This is a genomic window from Pandoraea sp. SD6-2, from assembly GCF_000389825.1.
Taxonomy (GTDB): domain Bacteria; phylum Pseudomonadota; class Gammaproteobacteria; order Burkholderiales; family Burkholderiaceae; genus Pandoraea; species Pandoraea communis.
In genome coordinates, this window is record NZ_KB944439.1 from 117,786 (window position 1) to 137,494 (window position 19,709).

Genomic DNA, 19,709 nt, shown 5'->3' on the forward strand with positions numbered 1-19,709 from the left:
CGTTCAAGGCAGGGCATTGGGCGCGGCGAACGTGAGGGCGTTGCCGCGCCGCCGGGAGACGGTTTCACCCACACCACACCTCTACAGGCTATCGGGAAAACATCATGTTTACGTTTTGCGCAAGTCGTACCACGTCAATGGCTGCCCTGGTGCTCGCCGCCGCCTTCGCCGTGCCGTTCGCCGCACAGGCCCAGCCCGGCAAGATGAGCGACGGGGTCGTGAAGATCGGCGTGCTCACCGACATGTCGTCGATCTTCTCCGACATCGGCGGCAAGGGCTCGGTGATTGCCGCGCAAATGGCCGTCGACGACTTTGGCGGCAAGGTCAACGGCGTGCCGATCAAAGTGATTTCGGCCGATCATCAGAACAAGACCGACGTGGCGGCGACCATCGCCCGCGATTGGTTCGACAACCAGCAGGTCGACGTGGTCGAGGATTTGCTGCCGTCGTCCGTGGCGCTGGCGGTGGCCAACGTCGCCAAGGCCAAACACCGTATCGCCATCGTGACGGGCGCGGGCACCACACGGCTCGTCAACGAAGACTGCTCGCCGTACACGGTGCAGTACTCATACGACACCTATTCGTTCGCGTCGAACACGGTCAAGGCGATGACGCGCAGCGGCGATAACAGTTGGTATTTCCTCACCGTCGACTACGCGCTGGGCGCGTCGCTGGAGAAGGATGCCACCGAAGCGCTGCAACACGTGAACGGCAAGGTCGTGGGCCGCGCGAAGCATCCGCTCAATTCGGCGGACCTGTCGTCCTATCTGCTGCAAGCGCAGGCGTCGCGCGCCAAGGTGATTGCGCTGGCCAATGCGGGTGCGGACACCGTGAATGCGATCAAGACGGCGCGCGAGTTCGGCATCACCGCCCCCGGCAAACAGAAGATTGCCGGTCTGCACATGTTCATCAGCGACATTCACAGCCTCGGACTCGAAGCGGCGCAGGGCATGACGTTGACCACCGCTTTCTATTGGGACCGAGACGACGCCTCGCGCACCTGGGCCCAGCGCTTCTTCGCGAAGACCGGCAAGATGCCGACGCTCGTGCACGCTGGCACCTATTCGTCTGTCATGCACTACCTGCAAGCCGTGCAGCGCACCGGCACCGACGAGGCCGACACGGTCATGGCGTCGATGAAACAGGCACCCATCAACGACTTCTTCGCCAAAGGCGGTCAGATTCGTCCCGATGGCCTGATGGTGCACGACATGTATCTCGTGGAAGTGAAGTCGCCCAAGGAATCGAAGAAGCCCTGGGATTACTACAAGGTGCTGCAGACGATCCCCGCCAACGAGGCGTTTCGTCCGCTCGCCCAGAGCCAGTGCGCGCTCGTGAAGAAGTGATCCCAGGAAGTCAGGCCATGACCGGAGTTGGCAAGATGAATCTCATGCATTTCGTTGTACAGACGGCAGACGGTATCGTCGAGCGCGATGTCGCCATCAAACAGCTTGTAATTGCGGGCTGGACGGGGCGGGATGTCGAAGCGATGGAGCATCACATCCGTGAATTGGAGGTGCTGGGCGTGAAGCGCCCGGCGGCCACGCCGATGTTCTACCGGGTATCGAGCGACCGGCTCACGACGCAGGCCCACATCGAGGCGAGCGGACGCGCAAGCAGCGGCGAGGTCGAGTTTCTGCTCGTACGCAGCGGGGGCGAAACGTATGTCGGTGTAGCGTCGGACCACACGGACCGCGAGGTGGAAACCTACGGGGTGACCGTCTCGAAGCAGATGTGCGAGAAGCCCTGCGCGGCGATGCTGTGGCGGCTGGCCGACATCGAGCCGCATTGGGACAGGCTCATGCTGCGCAGCTACGCCAACATCAACGGCGAAAAGGTGCTGTACCAGCAGGGGCCGGTCACGGCGATGCGCTCGCCGCAGGATCTGCTAGCGCGCTTCGCCGAGGCAGGCGGGCGCTTCGAAGACGGCACCGCCATGCTGTGCGGCACGCTGGCGGCCATCGGCGGTATTCGTTCGGCCGAGCGTTTCGATTTCGAGCTGGAAGACCCCGTGCTCGAACGTCGACTGCAACATGGTTACGGTATTACCCCGCTACCGGTGGTGGGGTAAGCGCATGCATCACGACGACATCATTCTCGAAACCCGCCAGCTCACCAAGGCGTTTCGTGGCTTCACTGCGGTGGACGGCGTGGATCTGAAGGTCAGGCGCGGGGCGATTCACGCGCTCATTGGCCCGAACGGTGCGGGCAAGACAACGTGCTTCAACCTCCTGACCAAGTTCCTGACACCGACGTCGGGCCAGATTTTCTATCGCGGCGAGGACATCACCCGTCTCGCCCCGGCGGCGGTGGCGCGGCGCGGCATGATCCGCTCGTTCCAGATCTCGGCGGTGTTCGGACATTTGTCCGTTATCGAGAACGTGCGCGTGGCGTTGCAACGCGCCACGGGCCAGTCCTATCACTTCTGGCGCAGCACGCGCGGGCTGGGCGACCTGGATACGCGTGCGATGGCGTTGCTCGATGAGGTAGGCATTGCCGCCTATGCGCACGAGTTGACCGTATCGTTGCCCTACGGACGCAAACGGGCGCTGGAAATCGCCACGACGCTTGCCATGGAGCCGGACGTCATGCTGCTCGACGAGCCCACGCAAGGTATGGGACATGAGGATGTCGAGCGGGTGGCTGCGCTCATCCGGCAAGTCGCGGCCGGGCGTACGGTGCTGATGGTCGAGCACAACATGAAAGTGGTGTCGGGCATCGCCGACACGATCACCGTATTGCAGCGCGGCGAGATTCTGGCCGAAGGCAACTACGCCACCGTCACGGCCGATGCTCGGGTGCGTGAAGCCTACATGGGGTCGGCGGATGCCACGCTGGAAGGAGCGCACGCATGAAAGCCTACGAATCGTCGCTCGTCGCGGCCAGCGTTCCGGCGCTGACGGTGACCGGCCTGCAAGCGTGGTACGGCGAATCGCACATCCTGCATGGCGTCGATCTGGTGGCGGGGCAGGGCGAGGTCGTCAGCCTGTTGGGACGAAACGGCGCGGGCCGCAGCACGACGTTGCGCGCTATTCTCGGGCTCACGGATACGCGTGCCGGTTCGGTGCGCGTTTTCGGACGCGAGACCATCGGCCTGCCGACGCGCAAGATCGCACGATGTGGCGTGGGCTTCTGTCCAGAGGAGCGGGGCATCTTCGCCAGTCTGTCGTGCGAGGAAAACCTGCTGCTGCCGCCGGTGCTGGCGACGCGCGGCGCCGCACCGGGGCAGGCTGGCATGTCGCTCGACGAGATCTACGCGATGTTTCCGAACCTGGCGGAGCGCCGGCACAGTCCGGGCACGCGACTCTCGGGCGGAGAGCAGCAGATGCTGGCCATCGCGCGCATTCTGCGCACGGGGGTCCGGCTGTTGCTGCTTGACGAGATCTCCGAAGGGTTGGCGCCCGCCATCGTGCGCACACTCGCCCGCATGATCGAGACGCTCAAATCGCGCGGCTACACCATCGTGCTTGTCGAACAGAACTTCCACTTTGCCGCGCCGCTTGCCGAGCGCTTCTATGTCATGGAGCACGGCCGCATCGCGCTGCAATTCGACGCCGACCGGTTGTCCGCCCATACACAGGCGCTGCAAACGCTGCTCAACGTGTAACCCGCTCAGAAGGTCATTGCCGTGAATCCTTTCGATATTCCTCTGCCGGCGTTGCTCAGCCAATTGATGCTCGGGCTGGTCAACGGGTGCTTCTACGCCGTGCTGAGTCTTGGCCTGTCGGTCATCTTCGGCTTGCTCAATGTCATCAACTTCGCGCACGGGGCGCTGTTCATGATCGGCGCGCTCGTGGCCTGGATGGGCGGCCAGTATCTCGGGCTGAACTACTGGGCGATGCTGGTGATCGCGCCGTTGGCCGCCGGGTTGCTCGGTGCGGTCATCGAACGCGGGCTGCTCTCGCGCATTTATAAGCTCGATCATCTGTACGGTCTGCTGCTCACGCTTGGCCTCACGCTCATCATCGAGGGGCTTGGCCGGTCGGCGTACGGCGTGTCGGGCATGTCGTTCGAGGGGCCGGCGCTGCTCGCCGGCGCGACGCGTCTGCCGTTCATGGTGTTGCCGAATTACCGCGCGTGGGTGGTTGCGGCGTCGCTCGCCGCTTGTGCGCTCACGTGGTTTGTCGTTGAGCGTACCCGCATCGGGGCCCTGCTCAGAGCCGGTACCGAGAATGCGCGGCTCGTCGAGACCTTCGGCGTGAACGTGCCGCTCATGGTCACGCTTACCTATGCCTTCGGTGCCGCGCTGGCGGCATTCGCGGGGGTGCTGGCCGCCCCCATCATGCAAGTCTCACCGATCATGGGGCAGCCGATGATCGTGACGGTCTTCGCCATCGTAGTGATTGGCGGCATGGGGTCGATTGCCGGATCGGTCGTCACGGGGCTCGCGCTCGGGGTGCTGGAGGGACTGACCAAACTTTGGTACCCGGAGGCTTCGGCCACGGTCGTGTTCGTGATCATGGCGCTCGTGCTGCTCGTGCGTCCGCATGGTCTGTTCGGTGGTTATGCCTACAAATGAGTCGTCGATGATGCGTCAATACCGTTTCGATTTTGTGCTGCTCGTGCTGTTGGCCGCGTTGCCGGCCCTCGGGGTCTATCCCGTCTTTGCGATGAAGGTGCTGTGCTTCGCGCTGTTCGCCTGTTCGCTCAATCTGGTGCTTGGCTACACGGGGTTGTTGTCGTTCGGTCATGCCGCGTTCTTCGGCGGGGCGGCGTACTTCGCGGGTTATGTGATGCGCGATCTCGCGTGGTCGCCGCTGGCCGGTATGCTGACCGGCGTGGTGACCGGCGCCGTGTTCGGGTTGGGTTTCGGGCTGTTCGCGATCCGGCGTCAAGGCATCTATTTCGCGATGATTACGCTCGCCTTCGCGCAGATGTTCTACTTTTTCTGTCTGCAAGCACCATTTACCGGCGGGGAGGATGGGTTGCAGGGCGTGCCTCGCCAGACGCTTTTCGGCTTGTCGCTGGACAACGATCTCACGCTGTATTTCGTGGTGCTTGCCGTGGTTGCGGCAACGTTTGCGTTGATGTCGCGGGTCATTGCGTCTCCCTTCGGCCGCGTGCTGGCGGCGATCAGGGAGAACGAGCCACGCGCGATTTCGTTGGGCTATGAGGCGACGCGTTTCAAGCTGCTGGCGTTTGTGCTGTCGGCCGCGATAGCGGGCCTCGCGGGGGCGCTCAAAACGCTGGTGCTCGGCTTTGCCACGCTGTCCGACGTGCATTGGTCGCTCTCGGGGTCGGTCATTCTGATGACGCTGGTCGGTGGCATGGGCACGCGCTTCGGGCCGGTGGTGGGCGCGTTGCTCATCATCTCGCTGGAGACCAAGCTCGGCGATATCGGTAACTGGCTGGCGCAGGCGACCGGCTGGCCGGCTTTCGCCGGACTTGGTTCGATGGTGAGTGTGGTGACGGGGGTGATCTTCGTGCTCTGCGTGTTGCTGTTCCGTCGCGGCATCGTTGGCGAATGGCTTGCCTGGCGGCAACGCTGGGTGGCGCGCCGTAACAACGCGGTTCGCCCGGCGGCGTTGGCTGGCGCGATCAAAGGGTCGGGGCGATAGCGGGCGGGGGGGGCGCAAGGGCCTGGCGGGACATAAGATGCATGTCAAGGCCATGTTAAACTGCCTCGCAAGACTACCGGGCGGCAACATCGTGCCGCCCTGTCCGCTCCCGCTGCTCCCCGCCGAATGCGACTCACCGACCATACCGATTACAGTCTGCGCACCCTGATCTACGTCGCGGTTCATCCCGACGAGCTGGTGCACGTGCAGTCCGTGGCTGAGGCGTTCGACATTCCCAAGAATCATCTCGTGAAGATCGTGCAAAAGCTCGGTCAACTGGGCTTCCTGCACACCGTGCGCGGACGCTCGGGCGGGATTCGGCTGGGGCGGCCGCCGGAGCGCATCGGACTCGGCGACGTGGTGCGGGCGATGGAACCCGACTTCGCGATGGTCGAGTGCTTCCATCCGGGCGAGAGCGCCTGTGTCATCACGTCGGCATGCAACTTGCGTGGCGTGTTGGGCGAGGCGCTGCGCGCCTACTTCGCGGTGCTCGATCGCTACACACTGGCCGATCTGGTGGGCAAGCCCGCCGTGTTGCGACGCCTGCTCGGCGACGCGGTGGCCGCCGTCGTTCCGGTCGCGGATATCAAAGTCAAACGGCGCGTCACCGAGTCGTAATCCCGCCGCAGCGCCCGTTTTTTCCGCATTCCTCCGATTTTTTACGCGCTTATCGACGTTCGCTATCGATGCCATAGCGCCGGTTAATGGCTATCGCAAGATCTGGACGATTGGTCGCATCTTGCAGACGCGCAGCCGCGAAATTTGCCTCACCCTTTCGTAATCTTGAGTCGTGCCCGATAACGCCAGCCCAGCGATTCAACGCATGAGGTACGCGGTCGAGCAAACCAAGACCCGGCGCTTGTTGCCGAACGAAAGGAGTCTCATCATGAACGCCCGTACTATTGCCGCTGCCCTGATCGCCACCGCTACGCTGGCTTCCGCTTCTGCCTTCGCCGAAACCCAAACCGCCGATGCGGGTCAGCCGGTCGCGACGCAAGGCGTCACCCGTGCACAAGTGCGCGACGAGTTGCGTCAGGCGCGTGCCTCGGGCCAACTCGACCAGTCGCTTCAAACCTATCCGTCATTGCTGCAACAACGGTCTTCAGCCGGTCGTTCGCGAGCGGAAGTTCGCGCGGAAATCGGCACAGGTGCGCCCGTGGGTGACGACCGCGCCTGAGGCGTCGGTCGTGGTCGAAGGGAGGGGATGCCGGTTGCAAGCAAGCGTTGGCCAAATCCCCGATAATTGGCGCACCAGGTTAGACAACACTCGAGTGCGCCATGGACCGGCTCTCCACCTTGATTTCGAATTTCGGCGTTCGCGCCGGTGTGTTTCATAGCGGCGGCCTTTGTGGCATTGCCAGTTACGGTGTCGACGCACATGACGGCGGACATCTGCATTTGCTGCGTACAGGCGAAGTCGCGCTTGTGCTTGAAGATGGCTCGCGGCAGGACATCGTCGAGCCATCGTTGATCTTCTTTCCGCGCCGCAACCATCATCAGTTGCTCTCGGGAGAAGGCGCGAGAACGGAACTCGTGTGCGGATCGCTGTCGTTCGACGGCGGACAGAACAATCCGCTCGTGGCGGCGCTGCCGGAGTATCTCGTCTTGCCGACGAAATCGCTTTCCACGCTCGAACTCACGTTGAACTGGTTGTTCATGGAAGCGTTCGGCACGCAGTGCGGGCGTCTTGCTGTGATGGACCGCTTGTTCGAATTGCTCGTCATCCAGTTGCTGCGCCATGTGCTGGAGCAGCGCATGGTGAGTCATGGCATGCTTGCCGGGCTGGCCGATCCGCGCCTTGCGCGGGCGCTGCATGTGATTCACCATCAGCCGGGTGAAGCATGGACGGTGGAGTCGCTGGCCGGCACCGCCAACATGTCGCGAGCCAACTTTGCCGCGCAGTTTCGCGAAGTCGTCGGGCAATCCCCGGCGGATTATCTGCTCGACTGGCGCATCGGCCTTGCGCAGAAACGTCTGCGCGATGGCCAGCCGATTGCGCGCGTGGCCGAAGAAGTGGGGTATGAAAGCGCGTCGGCGCTCGCTCGCGCCTTCCGCCGTAAGACAGGAAGCAGCCCGCGCGACTGGTTGCGCGCGCAGATGCACGCCGTGACGATGCTGCCGCCGCCGCGCGTGACGCTCGTACCGGCGCCGGCTCAGGCGGCTTAAGCACTGTAGTACCGTGGAGACGTTCAGTACGAAAGCCCGGCGCAGCCGGGCACAAGTCATGCGTCACAAGACCGGCCGGAACGTGCGCTGATGCGCAACGTCCCGGTCGGTTTGTTTTTCAGCCTTAGAAAACGTGGCTCACGCCCAGGCGCACGACGGTTTGCGCGTTGCTCGCCGACGACATGCCGTTGGCGGCGTCGCCAACCGAGGCCGTCGCGTCGATCACATTGCCGAAGGTATCGAGCGTGCTGCCGGAGGCCTTCTGGTAGCCCGCCAGCGCGTACAACTCCGTGCGTTTGGACAGGTTGTAGAACGCCGCGAGGTTGAACTGGTGGTACTTCGCGCCCGACGTGTTCGCGGCCGGTGCATTCACGTTGGTGAAGCTGTAGCCGCCGCCCAGCCGGAATGCTTTGGTCACGCGATACATTGCCAGCACGCCGACGGAATCGAACTTGGCTGTGCGGGTAAAGCGCGAGTAGCTGCTTGCCGAGTACTCCGTGTGGCTGTAGTTCGCGCCCAGCGTGGCGTCGCCGATCTGGTAGGTCATCGAGGTAGCGATGATGTCGCGTGCCTTGGCGCTGGCATAACCGGCGTTGATCGACGATGCGAATGCCGATTCGGACGAGCCTGCCCAGCTTCCGATCGTCGTGTCCGTGGCACTTGCCTTGTCGTTGTTGGCGTGCGAGTAACCCACACCCCACGCGATCGGGCCGTTCGCGTACTGCCCGGCGAGACCCCAGGTGTTCTGACGTCCCATCGTGCCCGGCTGGCCGCCGAAGCCGTACATGGCGCCGAAGGTGAAGCCGCCCCACGTCGGTGAACGGTATTTCACGCTGTTGTTCACGCGCGAGCTGTGATCGAGGTTGTCGACGTCGCCCGGATGCGCAGCGACGCCCGAGAGCAGTGCCGTGCCACCGACCGAGCCGACCAGATCGATCAGCGGGTCGTACTGGCGGCCGAGCGTGATGGTGCCGTAAGCCTTGTCTTGCAGGCCGACGTATGCGTGGCGGCCGAACTCCGCACCTCCCTGACTCGCGATGCCGTTACCGATATTGAAGCCGTTCTCCAGGCGGAACAGCGCCTTCAGGCCGTTGCCGAGGTCTTCCGTTCCCTGAATGCCCCAGCGGCTGCCCTGCCACGTGCCGCTCTGGAACGCGTAATTCGATGCACCATTGACGAGCGCCGGGCGGCCGGCCGCGCCTGCACGGGTAACGCTGGCGACATTGCTGGCATAACCGATGCCGCCGTCGACGATACCGTACAACGTGACATTGGACTGGGCATGAGCGAGCGCGGCAACACCGCAGCCGATGACCAGTGCGGCAGCACGGGCGAGAGGGGGGAGAGCAAGTGGCTTCATGGTGTGTTTCCTGTGTGTGGCAGTGGGGGGCGATGCCTATTCCGGCTTGACGAATCCTGTTGTCGCATCGCGATTTAAATTAGGAATACTAAAAATATGACAATCGTTTCTCCGTGGGGAAGCCGTTTGACTTCGGCGGAGAATCAGGCGGTGCGTCGGTCGCCCGTCGCGCGGCGGCAGAAAGCCGCGCGAACGGACGATTTACTTCGACGCGCTCGGCGCCTGATTGGCCAATGCCGCACGCAAGCGAGCGGGGGAATCGGTCATCACGGCATCGAAACCCAGCTGTGACGCCGCTTCGAAGTCCTGCGGCGTCTCGACACCGAAGGCGACGAGATGCACATCGCCGCGCGACTTGAAGCACTGCACGGCGGCAGGCGTCCACCAGTTCGCCACGACTTTCGAGATCCCCTCGCCGAGCGTGAAGCGCTCAACCACTTCCACCTGACGATGCAATTCGATGCCGGCCCATGTGCCGGGCGCGGGCGGCGCATCGCACCGTCCTGCGAGTGCAGCGGCAACGAGGCGGCTACGGGTCGCGTCGCGCGACTCGAACAGTTGTGCCTGAGGGCGGCGAGCGCGCAGGCGGTCGGTCGCTTCGGCTTCGGTCGAATAGAGGCGCACGCGCGACCAGGCGTTGGTCTCGTCGAGCACCTTGATGACGGCTTCCACCAGCGGTGCGGCGGGCGTTTGCTTCATGTCGAGCAGCACGGGCACGTTGGCGGGCACGGCGGCGAGCGCCTCGCGCAAGGTGGGGATGGGCAACGGGTGGTCGCGGTACGGGAAGACGGTCTGCCCGTTGGTGTCCTTGCGAGAGAAGGCAAAACCCGCATTGAGCCGATGCACGTCGGCGTAGTCGATGTCGGCGAGCTTGCCGCGTCCGTCGGTCAGTGCGGAAAGATCGGCCGGACGGTACATCACCGGCACCCCGTCGCGCGTGACCTGCACGGTCATCCACAAGGCCTGCGCGCCGTTCTGTAACGCATTGGTGAAGGCCTGCACCGTGTTCTCGGGGGTGTCGCCGGTGCCACCGCGATGCGCGACGATCAGCGGGGCGGCGCCGGCAACGGCCGGGGTGAGCGTACCGAAGACGAAGGCGAGCGCGGCGACGCCGGCCGCCGCAAGGCGAGTCCACTCGGGCCCGGCGGGCGGGGCGGCGAAGCGATTGAAGCGGGGGTAAGCGGAGTGCATGACGGGCGGTCTCGAGGCGAAGAGGTGAGCGATCGGTATCGGGTCAGACAATGAGAATCTCGGGCGACGCGAGTGAGGCGGACGGTGCCTGCAAGTGTTCGCGTAGCGGCTCGGGCAGTGGAGCGTCGGTGATGACGAGATCCTGTTCGTCGAGTTGGCCACCCCGCACGCTGGGTTTGCGGGAGAACTTGTAGGTGTCCGCCACGAGAATGCGATAGCGGCTCGCGTCGCGCAGAGCTTCGCGCGATGCGGCTTCGTGACGGTCGTAATCGAGCAGCGTGCCGTCGTCGTCGATGCCGCCAACGCTGTACACGCCGACGTCGGCGCGATAGGCACGGAACAGGCGGTCGGCTTCGTCTCCGAGAATCTCCGGGTTGGGCGAACGCAGTTCACCGCCGGGAACGATCACTCGGTGTTCGGGGTTGCTTGCCAGAACCAGCGCGGCGCGCAGGTTATTGGTGATGACGCACAGCCGCTTGCGAGGCACGAGGGCGACGGCGACTTGTTCGGGCGTCGTGCCGATGCCGAGCAGCACCGTGGCACCATCGGGGATACGCTCGGCGGCCGCGTGACCGATGCGCAGCTTGCCTTCGAGGTTGCGCACGCGACGCACTTCGTACGGTTGGTTCGGACCCGGCGTGAGCAGACGCGCGCCGCCGTGATAGCGACGCAACACATTGGCATCGCACAGTGTGTTGACGTCACGGCGAATCGTCTGGGTAGCCACACCGAAGTGATCGGCGAGCGCATCGACACTCATTTCGCCATGCTGGCGAAACAGGGCAACGATGCGGGTCTGGCGTTCGGAAAGGTCCATCGGGCGGTCGTGTCGCGCACATTCGTTCTGGAATGGGCGCCACTTTGACAGCCGAGCGTGACATTCAAATGACGATGACGAATGTTCAAATGAACATTTTCAGTCAGCGAGAAATGTTCGGACGAATGGGGGCATTGGCTTCGAATTTCGCGCGACGCGTTGAAAAGAACGTGCGCACGTTGCGAATATTCGCCGAGCTTTTGAACAGCCGGCGCGCGAGTTCGTCGTACTGCGCCATGTCGCCGACTTCGGCGATGACCACGAAGTCTGGCCCCGGCGACACGCGGTAGCACTGGGTGACGACGGGCTCCGCGCAGATGTAGGACTCGAAGGTGTCGTAATCCTCGGCGGTTTGCCGGTCGAGACTCACTTCGACAACGGCGGTTAGCGTCGGCCCCAGCTTCGACGGATCGATGATAGCGATCTGTCGCTCGATCACGCCCGCGTCGCTGAGTGCCCGCACCCGGCGCAGACAGGTTGGAGCGGACGCATGGACGCGCTGCGAGAGTTCAAGGTTCGAAATAGACGAGTCGGCTTGCAGCTCGCTCAGGATTCGCAAGTCCAGATCGTCCAGGGTGATGCCCGTCATGGGGTCTCCTGCGGAATGGCGTGTTGTGAAATTTAATTTCATCAATGGTTTATTGTGAATTTATATTTCATCTGATGGGGAATATTGACGATTAATTTCATGATGTCAACTCTACCATCGCCTCACTGACTGACAACGAATCAATTCGGAGAGGCGTTATGTGTGGAATCATCGGCGCGGTCGCGCAACGGGATATCGTCCCCAACCTTGTCGACGGTCTGAAGCGTCTGGAGTACCGCGGGTACGACTCGTGTGGCGTCGCGCTGTATCGCGAGCGGGAGTTGGTGCGCGCACGCAGCGTCGAGCGCGTGGCGAATCTACAGGATGAAATCGGCCGACTCGGGCTCACGGGTTACACCGGGATTGCCCACACGCGCTGGGCAACGCACGGCAAGCCGGTCACCGACAACGCGCATCCCCACTTTTCGCCGAGCGCCGACGCGCCGCGCATCGCGCTTTCGCACAACGGCATCATCGAGAATCACGAGTCATTGCGTGCGACGCTGGAGTCGCATGGCTATCGCTTTGCGAGCCAAACGGACAGCGAGGTCATCGCGCATCTGATCGACCATCTTTACGACGGCGATTTGTTCGAAGCCGTGAAGGCGGCCGCATCGCAGTTGCGCGGCAGCTACGCCATTGTGGTGATTTGCCGCGACGAGCCGCATCGCCTGGTCGGCGCGCGCGACGGCATGCCGCTGATCGTCGGTGTGGGGGATGGGGAGAACTTCCTCGCCTCCGATGCGATCGCGCTCGCGAACGTCACCGACCAGATCGTGTATCTGGAGAACGGCGACGTTGCGGACGTCCAGCTTCACCGCTTCTGGGTCTCGGATGCGCAGGGGCAGCGGGTCGAACGTCCGGTCAATCGTGTCGCCGCGCATAGCGGGGCGGCCGACCTGGGGCCGTATCGCTACTACATGCAGAAGGAGATCTTCGAGCAGCCGCGGGCGGTCGCGGACACGTTGCAGGATGTGACGTCGATCATGCCTGAGCTATTCGGTGACAACGCCTGGCGGGTGTTCAATGAGGTGGACTCGGTGCTCCTGCTCGCTTGCGGAGGGAGTTATCACGCGGCATTGACGGCGAAATACTGGATCGAGAGTCTTGCGCAACTGCCGGTGAGCGTGGAAATCGCGAGCGAGTATCGCTATCGCGACAGTGTGGCCAATCAGAAGACGCTGGTCGTCGCCGTTTCGCAAAGCGGCGAGACTGCCGACGTGCTGGGGGCCGTGCATGTAGCGAAGCAGCGAGGAATGCGTCACACGCTGGCGATCTGCAATGTGGCGACGAGCGCGTTGGCGCGCGAGTGTGCGTTGACGTTTTTCACGCGGGCCGGGGTGGAGATCGGTGTGGCGTCGACGAAGGCGTTCACCACGCAGCTCGTCGCTCTGTTTCTTCTGGCGTTGACGCTGGCACAAAGCCGTAAGCGTTTGCCGGATGACGATGAGCAGCAACATCTGCGCGCCCTGCGGCATCTGCCGGACGCCATCGCAAAAGTGCTGGCGCTGGAGCCGCAGATCATTGCGTGGGCAGAGCAATTGACGCGTCGGCAGGACATCCTGTTTCTCGGCCGGGGGCTGCATTATCCGGTCGCAATGGAAGGGGCGCTGAAGATGAAGGAGATTTCGTACATCCACGCGGAAGCGTATCCGGCGGGCGAACTCAAGCACGGACCGCTCGCGCTCGTGAGCGATGAAATGCCAGTGGTGGCGGTGGCGCCGAACGACCGGTTGCTGGAGAAGCTGAAGTCGAACATGCACGAGGTCAGCGCGCGAAACGGCAAGCTCTACGTATTCGCCGACAGCGATTGCGGCTTGTCGCCCGGCGCAGATATCGACGTGATCCGGTTGAATGAGCACTACGGTCTGCTGTCGCCCATTCTCCATACCATCCCGATGCAGTTGCTGGCGTATCACGCCGCCGTTGCACGCGGCACGGATGTGGACAAGCCGAGAAATCTGGCGAAATCGGTCACGGTGGAATGACGTTTGTGACAGGTCTGGCGGCCCGTATTAATCGCAGTTGTGGCATTTCCTTACGAGGCTGAGAATGCACTCAACCCGACGCACTGTCGACGACAAGTGAACACGGGAGAACCGATAGATGACCTTCAAGGAGATTGACATGGGCGACTTCGAAAACCCTCTCTTCGCGCTTCTCGATTACCTCATCCGCGTGGCGTTCTGAGCAGTTCCCGGCTGCTCATGCTTTCAGGCACCACGGCGCGTTTTTCGCCGTGGTGTTTCGTTTGGCAAGGCCAAGGTTAATGCGCTTTCGCGGAGGCGCGTTGCCGTACCAGCAGCAAGCTGGTCAGAATGAACGCCAGCAAGGCAAAGGAAGCCGAGTATCGGCTCAACGCAAGTCCGCCGGCACTAATGGGCTTATCCAGAAAATCACCGACAACGGCGCCTAGCGGCCGGGTGAGGATGAATGCAGCCCAGAACAGAAAAACACGCGACGTTCTGGTCCAGAAATACGCGCCGACGAGAACCAGCAGAAGGGCGCCGAAGACGACCGCCGCGCCGGTATAGCCAAGCCCGGCCGTATCGGCAGTCCAGTCTCCCAACGCTGTCCCCAGCGTCTGGGAGAACATGATCGTGACCCAATAGAACGCTTCCGCCTTTGGCGAGTTGACCGTATCGACGGCCACCGAGCCCATCGTGCGGTGCCAGACCCACAGCGAACCGAGCAGCAATGCCAGCAGGATCGACGTTCCACCCGCGTACCCAATGCCCAGTGAACGGTCGGCAAAGTCAGCCAGTGTCGTACCGACGGTCGTCGTGGCGATGATCGTTACCCAATACAACGCGGGATGAAACGATTTCGCCCGGATTTGCGCCGTAACGGCAACGACGAAAATCAGGGCGAAGATGGCTGTGGCGACAAGGTATCCAAGATTCATCGACATGGAAACGGCGTCGCCACCTGTTTCACCCAAGGTCGTGGCTGCAATCTTGACCACCCAGAACATGAGTGTGACCTCAGGCACCTTGCCTAGCGTCTTCTGAATATTGGCATTCATGGCTTAACCTATTGTGCAGACGCTCGTGCTTTTCCTGCGCTCGCGGCCGGTGATGAATAGGTTAAGTTTCGCGTGTGATTCTTAGTTCACGCATAGTCCGACCGGCTGAATATCCGCCGGGCTCAGCGTGAGCGCCGAGGGACGCATGCGCGAAAGGGACGCTGCCCGAACGCGCGCCTCACTCTGCCGCCGACCAGACGGCGAGTTCGTAGCCGTCAGGGTCGGTGAAGTGAAAGCGGCGGCCGCCCGGGAACGAGAAGACGGGGAGGCTGATCCTGGCGCCCGCGGCTTCAACACGGCGTTGGGTTTGAGCGAGGTCGTCCGCATACAGGATGATCAGCGGACCGCCCGGTCGAGCTTCGCCGGGAGTGAATCCGCCAGTGAGCCGGCCGTCGCTGAACTCGGTGTAGGCCGGGCCGTAGTCGGTGAATGTCCAGCCAAAAACACTGCCGTAGAAGGCTTTGCTGCGGGCGATGTCGCTCACGTTGAATTCGATATTGTCGATCTGACGGTCGAGACCTCGTGTGCTCATGTCTGTCTCCTGGCGGGGGTTCAGTGGTGCGAGTCGTTGTGCCCTTCTGGCAGGGCATAGTCGAACGCATAGGAATGCTGGCCGTCGGTAATGGTGATGACCAGCGTCCCCGAAATTCCAGACAATGCGCCGGTACCGGAATCGGGGACAATGCTGATGGACTGGACAGGCGCGCCGCGCGTCATGGTCGCGCTGTGCTGGAGCACGAAAGTGCCGCTGCGGCCTTGCAGCGCGCCACGCACCGTTTCCATCGCCACGTAGCCGGCGGAACCCTGAGTGCTGCTGCGGAACGACAGCATTTCTCCCTGGCTTGTCGCCTGCAAGTCACCGTGATACGTCTTGTTCAACGATAGACGGCCAAGCCCGGTGCTGTCGGCAACGGGGCTTAGCGGCTGCGGCTCAAGTTCAATGTCGAAGCGCCCTTGGGCTGAGTAGTTCACTTGCTTGGTCCTCGGTTGGAGTGTGCGAAATGCTGTGTTTTTGTACAGTATTCAGTGTACTCAAGCTTCGCCAATATGCAAGCGTTGGATGTCATTGCACCGCAAAACGACGAAGCCCCGCACGAGGCGGGGCTTCTTTGCATAACGGCTTCGAGGTGTTCTCAGGCGCGTTGCGGCACCAATCGCAAGCCACTGGCAAGGCAGCCTGCGGCCGAGAATATCGCCCCCCACGCCAGCGCCCACGTGGAACCGTGCGTGCCCGCAAGACCCAGGGCCAGGGCGACGAGCGCCGCGCCCGTCGCCTGACCCAGCAGTCGCGACGTGCCCACCATGCCACTTGCCCCACCGCTGCGCTCAGGCGGAGCGCTGTGCATGAAGGCCTTCAGGTTCGGCGACTGGAAAAAGCCGAAGCCCAGACCGCACAACGCCATCCGCCAGCCGATATCCCATAGCGCGGCATGTTCGGGCATGACCGCGAGCAATGCCATACCGGCGCTTAGCATCGCCAGACCGATCGCACCCAAGGCACCGGGCGGATAACGATCCGACAGGCGCCCGGCCAACGGCGCAATCGCGGCCACGAAGAACGGCCACGGCGTCATCAGAAAGCCTGTCTCGATGGGGCTGCGATGCAGCACGTTTTCGAAATAGAACGGCAACGACACGAGCCCCAGTCCCTGCGTTGCAAACGCACAGACGGCGGTGATCGTAGAGAGTGCGAACGCGGGCAGACGCAGCAGATCGACCGGCAGCATTGGCGCACGATGGTCGCGCTCGCGGCGAATGAGCGCCCATCCGAACACCAGCGCCCCGACGAAGCAGCCCAGCGTCAGATGCCAGTCGGCCTGTTGTGCGCTCTGACTCAACGCGAAGATCAGCAGCGAGAATGTCAACACGTTGAGCAGCGCGGCGATCATGTCGGGCTTATGTTCGCTGCGCGGCGTGTCCGGCAGGTTGCGGCGCGAGAACGCCAGCGCCAGCAGCGCCGTGGGCACGTTGATCAGGAACAGCCACGGCCAGCTTGCGAACGCGAGTACGAGCGACGCGATCGTCGGCCCGATGGCAAAGGAAATGCCGACGATGAGTGCGTTCAGCCCGACGCCGCGTCCGAGCTGATGGGCCGGATACAGGAAGCGGATGAGCGCGATATTCACACTCATTACCGCCGCAGCGCCCACGCCTTGCATGAGGCGAGCCGCCGCCAGAAAGCCGAGCGTTGGCGACAGTGCGCACAGCAGCGACGCGACGAGAAACACCGCCACGCCCCACATGAATACGCGCTTGTGGCCCATGCGCTCGCCCAGCGAGGCAAAGGGGAGCAGTGTCGCGACCATTGCCAGTTGATAGGCGTTCACGATCCAGACCGAAGCCGACGGCGTCGCGTTCAGATCGAGCGCCATTTGCGGCAGGGCCGTGTTGGCGATGGCGGTGTCGAGACTGGCCAGCGAGACGGCAAGCAAGACCGCCGTCATCGCGAGGCCGCGTCCGGTGGCTGGCGGCTCGTGCGATTGCACCCCGGCAGGGGCGCCAGCCGTGGGCGTATTGGCGGTCGGGGGCAGCGACGACATGACGGATCAGCCCTCGGCCAGAATCTGACGGATGGCCTGTTCGAAAACTTCCGGTGGTTGGCCGCCGCTCACGAGATGGCGGTTATTGAAGATGACCGCAGGCACCGAGCGGATGCCGAGGTTCTGGTAATGACGCTCGAGCGCGCGTACCTGCTCGGCGTATTCGCCGGTGGAGAGAATCTCACGGGCTCGCGTCGCGTCGAGGCCGGCTTGCACCGCAGCGTCGACCAGCACTTCCGGATCGCTCGTGCGCTTGCCTTCAACGAAATAGGCGCGAAACAGGGCTTCCTTGAGCGCCAATTGCTTGTCGTGACCGACCGTCTGTGCCCAGTGCAGCAGGCGATGCGCGTCGAACGTGTTGTAGGCGCGTGTGCGCAGATCCATACGCATCGGGAAACCTTCGGCGGCCGCACGTGCGCTGATGTTCGCCTGATTCTGTGCCAACTGCTCCGGCGACAGACCATACTTGCGCGACATGTAATCGGCGAGCGGCACGCCTTCTGCCGGCATATCGGGATTGAGCTCGAAGGGGCTGAATTGCAGGTCGGCGTCAACCTCGTTGCCCAGGTGGCAGAGTGCCGTCTTCAGCGAGGCAAGGCCGATGGCGCACCAGGGGCAGGCGACATCTGAGACAAAATCGATCTTGAGTGTAGCGGGCATGATCTGACGGCGCTGTGGTGGCGCGGGCAATGAAAAACGCGTCGCCTTGCGCGACGCAACGCCGCAATCGTCGCATAATTCGGCAATTCTCGCCGGTCGCCACCGAGATTGCGCCGAAAGCCTTTATTCGTGCCGTGCTCGGGGCGCGTATGCCCGAGTGGCGATGACGAGCCGTTGTTTTGTTGTGTGAAATTAATGTTTCACCTGATGAGGCTATTAGCATCGGGTAGCCAGGTGCCTGCTGCGATGCGATGTCGTGAGAAGCGATTTTCCGAGCGCCCCGATCAATATCAAGGAGTCCGTCATGCCGTCCGCCGCCGATCTCGTCAAGTCCCTGGGACTGCAGCCGCATCCGGAAGGAGGGCACTATCGCGAGACGTATCGCGCGTCGGGCACGATTGCGGCGCAGGCGCTACCGGAAGGGTTTTCGGGGCCGCGCAACATTTCCACTGCGATTCTCTACTTGCTCGAGGCCGATGATTTCTCCGCCTTCCACCGGATTCGCAGCGACGAGATCTGGCATTTCCATCTTGACGGTACGCTCTGGATTCACGAGATCGACCCGGCGGGCAAGTTGACAACGACACGTCTTGGCACCGATGTCGCGGGCGGTGAACGTCTTCAACACGTGGTTCCCGCCGGGCATTGGTTCGCTGCGCAGCCCGCGCCATCGACGAGCTACTCACTGGTCGGATGCACCGTCGCGCCGGGTTTCGCGTTCGAGGATTTCGAGATGGCCGATCCGGCGGCGCTCGCGGCGCACTGGCCGGCGCACCGTGCGCTGATCGAGCGGCTCGGCCGGCGCGCGCCTGCATGATCGCGGCGCGGCGGTGGTCGAGCCACGCGAGACGCCCGAGTACGTTAGCATCACCGAAAATCCTTTCACTTTGTCTCTGCCCCCATGTCCAACGACGTTCATTTCTACGACCCGGCCAAAGGCCACGGTCTGTCCCACGACCCGTTCAAGGCCATCGTTGCACCGCGTGTGATCGGTTGGATTTCCAGTCGCGATGCCACGGGCCGGACCAACCTCGCGCCATACAGCTTCTTCGGCGCCTTCGCGACATTCCCGCCGATTATCGGCTTTTGCAGCGAGGGCTTCAAGGACTCCATCGCGAACATCGAGGCCACGCGCGAATTCGTCTGGAATCTGACGAGCAAGTCGCTCGTCGCGCAGATGAACCAGACGTCGGCCCCCGTGCCGCATGCGGTCGACGAATTCGAACTGGCTGGACTGACGAAGGCACCCGGCATCAACGTCGATGTGCCTCACGTCGCGGAGTCGCCCGCGTCGCTCGAGTGCAAATTGCTGCAGATCGTGCGCTTGCAGGATCTCGATGGCAGACCGATGGACAACTGGCTGGCGCTCGGGCAAGTGGTCGGCGTGCACATCCGCCGCGAGTACTTGCGAGAGGATGGCCTCTTCGATACGGCGAAGGCGCATCCCGTGATGCGTGCCGGCTATCTCGGTGACTATGCCGAGATCGGGCCGATGTTCGATCTGCACCGTCCGAAGGCCTGAGTGGCAGAAATCGTCTTAGCGTTGCCGTGCGGGCATGGCAACGCAGACACAATCGTCGACCGTCCGGTCGGACGAAGTGCTCGCAATCATTTGTAAAATTTGCTGCGATGCAAAACATTTTCGAGGCGCGTATGCTTGCCACCTTCATTGACGCCCTCGCGCCTGGCGTTCCCTCCCGAGGGCATTGATTTGCCTTGATTTGCGTGCGTCGCACACTGCGATGCGTGCGGGATTGGTTCGTCCATGGCTGCGTCTAAATGGTGCGTTTTCGCTGGATTTTT

At 62.8% G+C, this 19,709-nt stretch carries 21 protein-coding genes; 12 read left to right on the top strand and 9 right to left on the bottom strand.

Features of this window, described 5'->3' with window-relative positions; genetic code table 11:
- Window positions 1–104 precede the first annotated feature (104 nt).
- From C266_RS11565 to C266_RS11605, 9 genes are all read left to right on the top strand, one after another.
- On the top strand, window positions 105–1,346 hold the full coding sequence (locus C266_RS11565; protein ID WP_010806439.1) for an ABC transporter substrate-binding protein: 1,242 nt from the start codon (window positions 105–107) through the stop codon (window positions 1,344–1,346).
- 35 nt (window positions 1,347–1,381) lie between these two features.
- On the top strand, window positions 1,382–2,071 hold the full coding sequence (locus tag C266_RS11570; protein ID WP_010806440.1) for a DUF2848 domain-containing protein: 690 nt from the start codon (window positions 1,382–1,384) through the stop codon (window positions 2,069–2,071).
- A 4-nt stretch (window positions 2,072–2,075) separates the two neighbouring features.
- Window positions 2,076–2,855: an ABC transporter ATP-binding protein gene (locus C266_RS11575; protein WP_010806441.1), complete on the top strand. Its 780-nt coding sequence runs from the start codon at window positions 2,076–2,078 to the stop codon at window positions 2,853–2,855.
- Complete coding sequence (locus C266_RS11580) at window positions 2,852–3,607, top strand: ABC transporter ATP-binding protein (RefSeq protein WP_010806442.1); 756 nt, start codon at window positions 2,852–2,854, stop codon at window positions 3,605–3,607. Before C266_RS11575 ends, C266_RS11580 begins: the two co-directional genes overlap by 4 nt.
- Window positions 3,608–3,628: 21 nt before the next feature.
- Window positions 3,629–4,519, top strand: a complete 891-nt coding sequence (locus C266_RS11585) for a branched-chain amino acid ABC transporter permease (protein WP_010806443.1) — start codon at window positions 3,629–3,631, stop codon at window positions 4,517–4,519.
- A gap of 7 nt (window positions 4,520–4,526) precedes the next feature.
- Window positions 4,527–5,558, top strand: coding sequence for a branched-chain amino acid ABC transporter permease (locus C266_RS11590; RefSeq protein ID WP_010806444.1), 1,032 nt, complete (start codon window positions 4,527–4,529; stop codon window positions 5,556–5,558).
- 126 nt (window positions 5,559–5,684) lie between these two features.
- Entirely contained in the window at window positions 5,685–6,176 is a 492-nt protein-coding gene (locus tag C266_RS11595) for an Rrf2 family transcriptional regulator (protein ID WP_010806445.1), read from the top strand.
- 268 nt (window positions 6,177–6,444) lie between these two features.
- Window positions 6,445–6,735 carry a DUF4148 domain-containing protein gene (locus tag C266_RS11600; protein WP_010806446.1) on the top strand — a complete coding sequence of 97 codons (291 nt, stop codon included), beginning with the start codon at window positions 6,445–6,447 and terminating at the stop codon, window positions 6,733–6,735.
- Window positions 6,736–6,836: 101 nt separating this feature from the next.
- Window positions 6,837–7,724 carry an AraC family transcriptional regulator gene (locus tag C266_RS11605; RefSeq protein WP_010806447.1) on the top strand — a complete coding sequence of 296 codons (888 nt, stop codon included), beginning with the start codon at window positions 6,837–6,839 and terminating at the stop codon, window positions 7,722–7,724.
- A 124-nt stretch (window positions 7,725–7,848) separates the two neighbouring features.
- Here the strand turns inward: C266_RS11605 and C266_RS11610 are convergent, their stop codons facing one another.
- From C266_RS11610 to C266_RS11625, 4 genes are all read right to left on the bottom strand, one after another.
- A complete protein-coding gene (locus C266_RS11610) occupies window positions 7,849–9,084 on the bottom strand; it encodes a porin (RefSeq protein ID WP_010806448.1) in 1,236 nt (411 codons plus the stop codon).
- Window positions 9,085–9,285: 201 nt separating this feature from the next.
- Window positions 9,286–10,275: a glycerophosphodiester phosphodiesterase family protein gene (locus C266_RS11615; RefSeq protein ID WP_010806449.1), complete on the bottom strand. Its 990-nt coding sequence runs from the start codon at window positions 10,273–10,275 to the stop codon at window positions 9,286–9,288.
- A 43-nt stretch (window positions 10,276–10,318) separates the two neighbouring features.
- Window positions 10,319–11,092 carry a DeoR/GlpR family DNA-binding transcription regulator gene (locus tag C266_RS11620; protein WP_010806450.1) on the bottom strand — a complete coding sequence of 258 codons (774 nt, stop codon included), beginning with the start codon at window positions 11,090–11,092 and terminating at the stop codon, window positions 10,319–10,321.
- Window positions 11,093–11,195: 103 nt separating this feature from the next.
- Window positions 11,196–11,681 (bottom strand): Lrp/AsnC family transcriptional regulator, encoded by a 486-nt coding sequence (locus C266_RS11625; RefSeq protein WP_010806451.1) that lies wholly within the window; start codon window positions 11,679–11,681, stop codon window positions 11,196–11,198.
- Window positions 11,682–11,839: 158 nt separating this feature from the next.
- On the opposite strand from C266_RS11625, the gene glmS reads away from it, so the two are divergent.
- A complete protein-coding gene (gene glmS, locus C266_RS11630) occupies window positions 11,840–13,669 on the top strand; it encodes a glutamine--fructose-6-phosphate transaminase (isomerizing) (RefSeq protein ID WP_010806452.1) in 1,830 nt (609 codons plus the stop codon).
- Between the two features lie 278 nt (window positions 13,670–13,947).
- Here the strand turns inward: glmS and C266_RS11635 are convergent, their stop codons facing one another.
- The 5 genes from C266_RS11635 to C266_RS11655 all read right to left on the bottom strand — a co-directional run bounded on the left by C266_RS11635 (window position 13,948) and on the right by C266_RS11655 (window position 17,906).
- Window positions 13,948–14,706 (bottom strand): hypothetical protein, encoded by a 759-nt coding sequence (locus C266_RS11635; RefSeq protein WP_010806453.1) that lies wholly within the window; start codon window positions 14,704–14,706, stop codon window positions 13,948–13,950.
- A gap of 178 nt (window positions 14,707–14,884) precedes the next feature.
- On the bottom strand, window positions 14,885–15,238 hold the full coding sequence (locus C266_RS11640; RefSeq protein ID WP_010806454.1) for a VOC family protein: 354 nt from the start codon (window positions 15,236–15,238) through the stop codon (window positions 14,885–14,887).
- Window positions 15,239–15,258: 20 nt separating this feature from the next.
- Window positions 15,259–15,678, bottom strand: coding sequence for a DUF3224 domain-containing protein (locus tag C266_RS11645; protein WP_010806455.1), 420 nt, complete (start codon window positions 15,676–15,678; stop codon window positions 15,259–15,261).
- A 161-nt stretch (window positions 15,679–15,839) separates the two neighbouring features.
- The gene (locus C266_RS11650; RefSeq protein WP_010806456.1) at window positions 15,840–17,246 is read right to left on the bottom strand and encodes an MFS transporter; all 1,407 of its coding nucleotides are present in this window, start codon (window positions 17,244–17,246) and stop codon (window positions 15,840–15,842) included.
- Between the two features lie 6 nt (window positions 17,247–17,252).
- The gene (locus C266_RS11655) at window positions 17,253–17,906 is read right to left on the bottom strand and encodes a DsbA family oxidoreductase (protein ID WP_036662737.1); all 654 of its coding nucleotides are present in this window, start codon (window positions 17,904–17,906) and stop codon (window positions 17,253–17,255) included.
- A gap of 304 nt (window positions 17,907–18,210) precedes the next feature.
- Here C266_RS11655 and C266_RS11660 point away from each other — a divergent pair, with 304 nt between their 5' ends.
- Window positions 18,211–18,723: a cupin domain-containing protein gene (locus tag C266_RS11660; RefSeq protein WP_010806458.1), complete on the top strand. Its 513-nt coding sequence runs from the start codon at window positions 18,211–18,213 to the stop codon at window positions 18,721–18,723.
- Window positions 18,724–18,807: 84 nt separating this feature from the next.
- On the top strand, window positions 18,808–19,428 hold the full coding sequence (locus C266_RS11665) for a flavin reductase family protein (protein ID WP_010806459.1): 621 nt from the start codon (window positions 18,808–18,810) through the stop codon (window positions 19,426–19,428).
- Window positions 19,429–19,709: the final 281 nt, after the last annotated feature.